We start from the raw sequence: 7961 nt of genomic DNA, 5'->3' as shown, positions 1-7961 counted from the left end.
GTCATTGCTTCTTTGACGGGATGGCAATTCATTTTAGATGCCTTATCTGTAGCAGAACTTTAGGAAATTGGTATAAGTCCTTAGCCAGCCAGAGTTGCCAACTCATCAACGGCATTAAATCGCTCCACCGCTCTGATTGTTCGGGAGTTCTTAAGTTAGGTAATGTCCAATGTAATCGTTGCGAATGCAAATCTATACCAATGATCCACTCCAAAACGTCGTAAATACTTAAACCAAACAGTTTCTAAGGGTAGAGTGCGCTCTCCGACCCAAGCCAACCACAAGGGTGGAAACGGCTGACCGCTTGACATGAGATTCATTCTTTCCACAAGGATTAAATTGACTCTCTGTCCTGCTGCACGATAAAAATGTAAGTCAAGCCATTGCCTAACTCGGACTTGTCCCAACTGCGGATGTTCGTCAATTTCAATCACAGTATCCGCTTCGAGCCATGTGGTTGGGTCGTTGAGCTTGATTTTGAACCCGTGTTTCCGTGGTCTGCCGCGACCACTATAGGCTGGTGGTGCTGACCACAAGCAGGCATTGCTTCGGACTCTCATTAAACAATCAGCTTCAATATCTGCTATCGCTAGTACCCAACTTGCATTGCCATATTCGGGCGTCTAAAACTGCTAATACTGGATTGACGCTCTGTTGGCAGACTAGCTTCAGTTGTGTTGCCGCTTTTTGTATTGGGGATTCTGCACTGCTCATCCGTTCGTGCAGCAACGGTAGTGCCCAACTTCCTTCTGCTTCGGGTATCCACGCAATTGTGCTGTATCCTTGTCCAATAATTACGCCCCCCTGATATTCATGGGTTCTGTCTTTTAATGTTTTAGCATCTGGTCTCCCCCATGCGGTATGGTCGATTGCTACTAACATATGTTCCATTGCAGGTGCTTCCTGCTCTAATTGCTTAATATACAACTCCATTAGTTTTCTCCGGTCTGGCCTACTGTCTTGTAAGGCTTCGTATATGCTTGACCATTGACGACTGAATAACGGACGCTCGCGAAAATTCCGCTAAACATGACGCATTCCTGGTGGTCATCACTGCATCTATCAGCTCGAATGTTGCATCCTTCGCTCGCACCAATAACTCGTATGCTGCTTGACGAAAGTCCTTTAATCGTTCACTGTTCATTTAGAGAGTGGATGGGTTTTATTTTTCACCCTCATTCTCTCCTTAACGGTGGCTCAAGTTTTTCTTTTGCCACCGTTCTCTCTTTTTTAGTCTAAACTCCAGTTACTCTCAACAAAGCAAAAGTTGAAACGATTGAGATTGCTTTTCTTGAGTGCGTTCCTCTCTCAATAACATAGTGTAATTTAATAGTGTACTGAATGAAATGGTGTATTTTAATTATGTCCGACTACTTAACACTGTAATACAAGCAATCATAATCACCATAATGATATTTTGTTTTAACGATAAATGTTCTTTTAAAAAAAGTTTTGAAAGTATTAATACAACAATCGAATAAGAAAATACAATGGGTTGTACTGTTGAAATACTGTTTATTTCTAATGCAGAAACATACAAAATATATCCTCCCATATTTGTTCCTATGGCGAGCAAGGCTTTTATTTTATTCTTTACGGTAGATGGTTGGACATTTCTCCATTTTCCAGTAAATATCAAAAAAATTATCATCGAACCAATAGCACCGATACTGTAATAGTATACAAGAATGCGCGAATTATATGTATTAACATAAAGCTTCGCAAAAAAATACATTGTACTCACAGAGAGAAGATAATAAATTGAAAATAGTACGCCTCTAAAATGATGCAAATTGTTATTTTCAGTATGACTGTTCTTTTTTATTAAGGCTATAGATACAATACATGATCCCAAAATAATTACGCAAATTAATTGAGGTAGAGTCAATTTTTCATTTAAAAAAATAATACCAAGTGGGGTAGTTAACACAGTAGTGCTACTCATTATTGGACTAGCAATAGATGAATAGGTGTAAGTCATTGCTTTTGTGTAAAACGATGTAGATATTAATCGAATCATGCCTAATGGCAGTATCATTAAAAATACATTAAAATCAAACACAAATTTAAAATCAAAAGTTGTAATATGAGCATATATTATCCCAAACAAACCATAAATTATAGAATTGGCTACATATATAGTAAACCTTGATTCTTCCTTCATTGATGCTTTATATAGTACATCCGAAACCCCCCACATTAACATTGCACTTAAAGCTAATATTATCCACATAATATTTTGTTTACTCCATATATTGCCTAAGTCCAAGCCTTCCTTGATTTAGCCAATATGTATTTTCCTTAGAATGTTTGCTAGTAGAATTTTTAGTTTCTTCATAATTAACACCTAAAATATGTAAGGCGTTTGCCGCTCTAGTAAAAATTGGAAGTAAGCCAATCTCCTCATCAGAAAGCTTTGTATATTTTTGATATTCTTCTATTAAAATATTTGCACGATAAATAGTTTCATTTTTATCTTCTACTAGGCATAAATTAGACATAATGACTGCCAAATCAATGATGCGAGGGTAATAATTGGAAACACCAAAATCAATAATATAAATTTTATTATTCTTATCTTTTAATACATTGGTAGCAACAATATCCCCATGTACAAATGTATGGGGCAATTTTTCAAAATTTATTTGACCAAATATTTTATATAATGGTTTTATAAACTTAATATCGTCTTTTTTTAAATAAGATTTTTTTGTATTATATTCATTAACAAAATTTACTAATGCCCATTGGTTATAAGTTGGCATAGGTTTTAAATCCATTTGATGAATCAAGGCTGATTGTTGGGCAAGAAACCTCAGCTCATCAAAAGATGGTTTTAAGTTTAAATCGTAAAAACTCTTTCCATTTACATATTCAAGCACACAAAGACTTAAATCATCTTTATTATACAAATATCCTTGATTTCCTTCGTAGAATTTAGGATGGTGTACCCCTCCTTGTATGGCTTTTAGAATATAACTAATTAATCTATTTATATCTTCCTTAGCTCTATTTTGAAAAATTTTTACAAAATATTTACCGCTGGATGATTCTAAAATATAATTCAAGTCTTCATATCCCACATTTACTACCGTGCTACTTATGTAGCTTCCCAGATTAAAATCTTGACAAATACTTGTAAGTATTTGCAAAATATTTTTCTGGTTTTCAAATAAATTCATAGTTTGTTTATTAGATAACTATTCTTTAACTAGAAAACCACTTTGATGAAAATAATCAAAGTATGTAGCAATTAATTGTTGATCCACAGCGGGACAAATCAAAGAGGTTGTATCTAATCCTTTAATTGTATTTTCACAATCAAATGATTGAGATGTCATCGAAGAAGTTTCTAAATATGTCACATCTTTTCCAGGTATCTTTTCAGTCACCATTGGTAATAAAGGACTCAGAAAATTATCAACTGAATGATTGGCTACTTCCCGAAATTCTTTTTGCCAATCAAGATAAGAAATTTGTTGAATAGAATAACCCAAAGCTTTAATTTCTTCAATTAAATTACTCAGGGATAAAGATTGAGCATTGACTAAGTGAAAAGTCTTGCCAATAGATTCTTTTTGTTGGGATAAATGAATAATCGCACTACTCACATAATCCACAGGTGCGAGATCCATTATCCAATCCATCTGAGGAGCATTTCCTAGTAAAACAAAAGCCTTGAACAAACGACACATTAAATCATTAGTATTGCTTGCACCTGTTTTACTATGTCCTGAAATCTGTCCTGGACGATAAATACTCACAGGAATACCACGATCTAAAGCAAGTTTTACTAACTTTTCTGCTACCCACTTACTTTGTGCATAACCATCATTCATACCCTCAGTTTTTTCTAAAGGATCATTTTCTTTAATGTCTTTCATTCCGGCATAAAAATCCGATTCAAAAATAGCCAGAGTAGAAATATAATGTACGGGTTTAAGCTGGGTTTTAACAGCTAATCTGAGTATTTCTTGAGTACCTAAAACATTAACTGATTTTAGATAGGAATAAGGATAAAACAGATTAACAAATGCTCCATTATGATAAATTACATCTATTACTGTTGCTAAATTATTAAATTCTGATTGAGTGAGTCCCAAAAGAGGCTGAGATAAATCCCCTAAAACGGGAATTACACGGTCTGTAAAACCCTCATTTCTTATCAAATATTTTTGCCAATTTTCAGCAATTTTCTGTTTACCTTCTTCAAAATTAACGGCTCTAACTAAACAATAAATGTTGGCTTTAGTTTGCTCTAACAGTTGTTGTAGCAAAAACGCACCTAAAAACCCAGTTGATCCGGTTAATAAAATATTAGTAGGAGTGGCCGAGGGTTGGATTAAATTTACTGATGGCTTAATCATTTCATCTAAAACAACTTCTGTTGATAAATCTACGATTTGGCCTATCTGTTGATTCTGTTGATTACCCTGACGTAAATTTTCAATGGTTTCAGCTAATCCACTAATTGTCGGATTCTCAAAGAAGGAAAGCAGGGATAAATCCAACTGGAAAACCTCATGAATTTTGTGAAAAATTTGAGCCGTTAATAGTGAGTGTCCTCCCAGTTCAAAGAAATTATCATAAATACCCACGGGTTCAATTTCTAACACCTCTGACCAAATTTCAGCTAATTCTTCATGAATCGTATTGTGAGGAGGAACAAAAGGTGACTCTAAAACTGGTCGGTTATGAGTAGGTGCTGGAAGGGAACGGCGATCGATTTTACCATTAGGAGTTAAAGGGAAACTCTCCATTATGACAAAATTAGAAGGAATCATATAGTCAGCTAACTTTTGTTTCAGAAAACTGCGTAATTGTGGAACTAGCTGCGGTGTGAAGTTTTCCGTTACAGGATTATTAGCATAAACCAACCAAGGTTTTAAGAAGACAGGGGATGATATTTTGCGATCGTTGTCCGGTGTATCGGTGAAGATTGCTTCTTCATGCTTGAAGATTACATCATAACAACCATTGGCTTGATCTTGCGACCAGTTAATATTAACGATATAGGAGAATTTTTCACTTAACTCGCAAATATCTTCAGGTTCTACTACATTTTGACTAGCTTTTTCTACTAATTCTTTCAATTGTGCCACAGTATCAGGACAATCTTTCTGAGCTAATATTTCTTGAGCGGTTACATCAGCAAAAATTCTGGCATTAGGAATGTTACGGATTCCTAAAGTGTGAGGATTTATTTCTGCTAATATTTGACTTAATTTCTCTAAAGTAAAACTCTCTTGTTGCCAATCTAACCACGAATGTTCTATATTTGTTTTGGGAGTTCCCACACGCAAAATTACATCATAACGAAAACGTACTAATTCATTATGATAGCGTCCTCGCTTGAGCCGAATTTCAACATCAGTAATTTGGGGTAAATGTTGTTTAATAGCCCGAAAAAAATCAGGGTCTATTACTAATCCTTGTTCTTGATTTAATCGTTTTTGAATACGTTGTTTTAGTTGTTTGGTTGATAAAGACGAGGGAGCTTGATATAACTGCACAGAAGTATGGAAGGTTTCTAATAAGGGGAGAGAGCGTACATCGCCCACAAAAATAAAACCCCCTGACTCTACCTTATGCACAAGCTCTTCTAATACTTTGACTAGATAATTAATGCTGGGAAAATATTGAATAACTGAGTTAATAACTACAGAATCAAAAGATTGATTTGCTAATATTTCTAAATTGTCCGCTGATGTTTGATAAAGGCTGACTTTTGACCAATCTTGCCCTTGTTTATTTAATTGTTCTTCAATATAATGTACTGATGCTTTTGTAATGTCGGTTCCACAATAACGATCGCACTGAGGAGCTATGCGAAATAGTAACATCCCTGTCCCACAACCAATTTCTAAAACACGGTTGGGTTTTAAGGAAAGAATCCGCTTAACTGTATGTTCAACCCATTCTTTTACTTCTGTTGGATGTACTGGTAAACCTGTATAGCTATTATTCCAACCACTAATATTAAAAGTGGGATCTTCTTCAGGATTAGATTGACTGTAAGCATCATTCCAGATTTTTTGCCATTGTTCAGTTTGGGAACGATGAGCATCAGTCTCAGTGTCGGAAATATTTGTCTTTTCAGTATCTTGATTCGGAATAATATATGCTACAAGGCGTTTTTCACCATTATTTTCTTCCCGCGCATTGACTACAGCTTCTTTTACTAAAAAATGTTCATGAAGTAGGGTTTCAATTTCTCCCACCTCGATGCGAAATCCTCTAATTTTTACTTGGTTATCTATACGTCCTATATATTCAATATTTCCATCGGGAAGATAACGAACTAAATCTCCCGTTTTGTAAAGACGCGATCCAGGTTGATTACTTAAAGAGTTCGGAACAAATTTTTGTTGTGTTAATTCAGGCTGATTGAGATAACCTCTAGCTAAACCCTCGCCACCAATACTTAATTCTCCTATTTCACCAAAAGGTACAGGAGTAAGTGGGTCTGTTAAACGCCGTAAATGCCGATCTAAAATGTAAATTTGAGTATTAGCAATGGGTTTACCAATAGGTATTTTTTCGGTAGCTGATGTTACTTGGTAAACCGTTGACCAAATCGTTGTTTCCGTTGGTCCATACATATTCCACAGACTAGCTACTTTTTCCAGTAATTGAGATGCTAGTTTTTGGTTAAGTGCTTCACCACCGCACAGAAGTTTTAATTGTTTATTGCCTTTCCATTCAGATGTTAGAAGCATTTGCCAAGTAGCCGGAGTAGCTTGGATGATGGTGGCTTTTGTTTCCTCTATTTGTTCGATTAACTTCGGTCCGTAGGTAGAATTTTCTTGACTTACTAAAATTACATTTGCTCCTACACTCAATGGTAAGTAGATTTCTAAAGCTGCGATATCAAATGATATAGTTGTTACTGCTAAAAGTCTATCGGTTTCCGTTATTCCCGGTTCTTGAATCATAGAAATTAAAAAATTGACAACGGATTGATGTTCAATTTGCACTCCTTTGGGTTTACCTGTAGAGCCGGAAGTATAAATTGTATATGCCAAATTTCTTGAGGTTAATGTGCTGTCAGGATTTTCTTGACTGCATTGAGCGATTTTTTCCCAGTCACTATCAATACTAACGATGATAGTTTGTTGATTTTCAAGATTTGATTGTTGATCTGGAAGAATATTATGACAAATTGCCAATAAACTTTGCTGAGTTAATAATATTAGTGGTTGGGAATTTTCTACTATATAAGCGAGACGTTCTTGGGGATAGGCTGGGTCTAATGGTATATAACAGCCACCAGCTTTTAAAATACCTAAAAGTCCAATAACAGTATTGATTGTTCTCTCTAAACAGATTCCTACCATCACTTCCGCTCGCACGCCCAAACTTTTTAGATAGTGTGCCAACTGGTTAGAACGTTCATTTAATTCTTGGTAGGTTAAGTGCTCTTTTTCAAAAGTTACAGCAACATTTAACGGATTTTTATTTACTTGGATTTCAAATAAGTTATGAATACAGATAGAGGTATATTGTGTAGCCATAGTGAAATAACTTTCTGTGATAGAAGGTATGGTTGAGTAATAATTTACTTGTAAGTGTCGTATAATTAGTTACGCTGGCACGCTCGCGTTTTGTCAACAATTTACTGTCAGACAGAAATACTTTGCTCCGAGCGGTAACCTGGTCTCTCTTATTAAAATCTCACATAAAACTACCGCTCCTTCATAAACGAGCCTATTTGTAACATTTATTAACAACAGGATTTACGTAAGTACACTCGATATAAGCTGTTCGGCATTTAAAGGGGGATAGTAGGGTGCGGAGCATAAATAAGCGTTTTCCATGTAGAGTCAGTGTTCTAGCTGACGAACTTTACCTGGCTCGTCAATGGTTAAAACCCACATTCCGCACTCTCAACTGGTACATACGCGAATTGAGTAGCTCAAAGTCCGTCTTTCGAGACAATAATGAGTATAAACGCTTAGAGG

At 35.6% G+C, this 7961-nt stretch carries 5 protein-coding genes; all 5 read right to left on the bottom strand.

Annotated elements, in window-relative coordinates:
• Window positions 1-155 precede the first annotated feature (155 nt).
• On the bottom strand, window positions 156-560 hold the full coding sequence (locus tag QUB25_RS26495) for a hypothetical protein (protein ID WP_333187944.1): 405 nt from the start codon (window positions 558-560) through the stop codon (window positions 156-158).
• A 13-nt stretch (window positions 561-573) separates the two neighbouring features.
• Window positions 574-933: a hypothetical protein gene (locus QUB25_RS26490; RefSeq protein ID WP_333187941.1), complete on the bottom strand. Its 360-nt coding sequence runs from the start codon at window positions 931-933 to the stop codon at window positions 574-576.
• A gap of 427 nt (window positions 934-1360) precedes the next feature.
• Window positions 1361-2233, bottom strand: a complete 873-nt coding sequence (locus QUB25_RS26485) for a DMT family transporter (RefSeq protein WP_333187938.1) — start codon at window positions 2231-2233, stop codon at window positions 1361-1363.
• A 10-nt stretch (window positions 2234-2243) separates the two neighbouring features.
• A complete protein-coding gene (locus QUB25_RS26480) occupies window positions 2244-3182 on the bottom strand; it encodes a phosphotransferase (protein WP_333187935.1) in 939 nt (312 codons plus the stop codon).
• A gap of 18 nt (window positions 3183-3200) precedes the next feature.
• The gene (locus QUB25_RS26475; RefSeq protein WP_333187932.1) at window positions 3201-7514 is read right to left on the bottom strand and encodes an amino acid adenylation domain-containing protein; all 4314 of its coding nucleotides are present in this window, start codon (window positions 7512-7514) and stop codon (window positions 3201-3203) included.
• Window positions 7515-7961 lie beyond the last annotated feature (447 nt).

The organism is Microcoleus sp. B3-D7 (assembly GCF_036705305.1).
GTDB lineage: Bacteria > Cyanobacteriota > Cyanobacteriia > Cyanobacteriales > Microcoleaceae > Microcoleus.
Note: the sequence above shows the minus strand (reverse complement) of the source record. Positions and strands in the feature narration are given on the sequence as shown.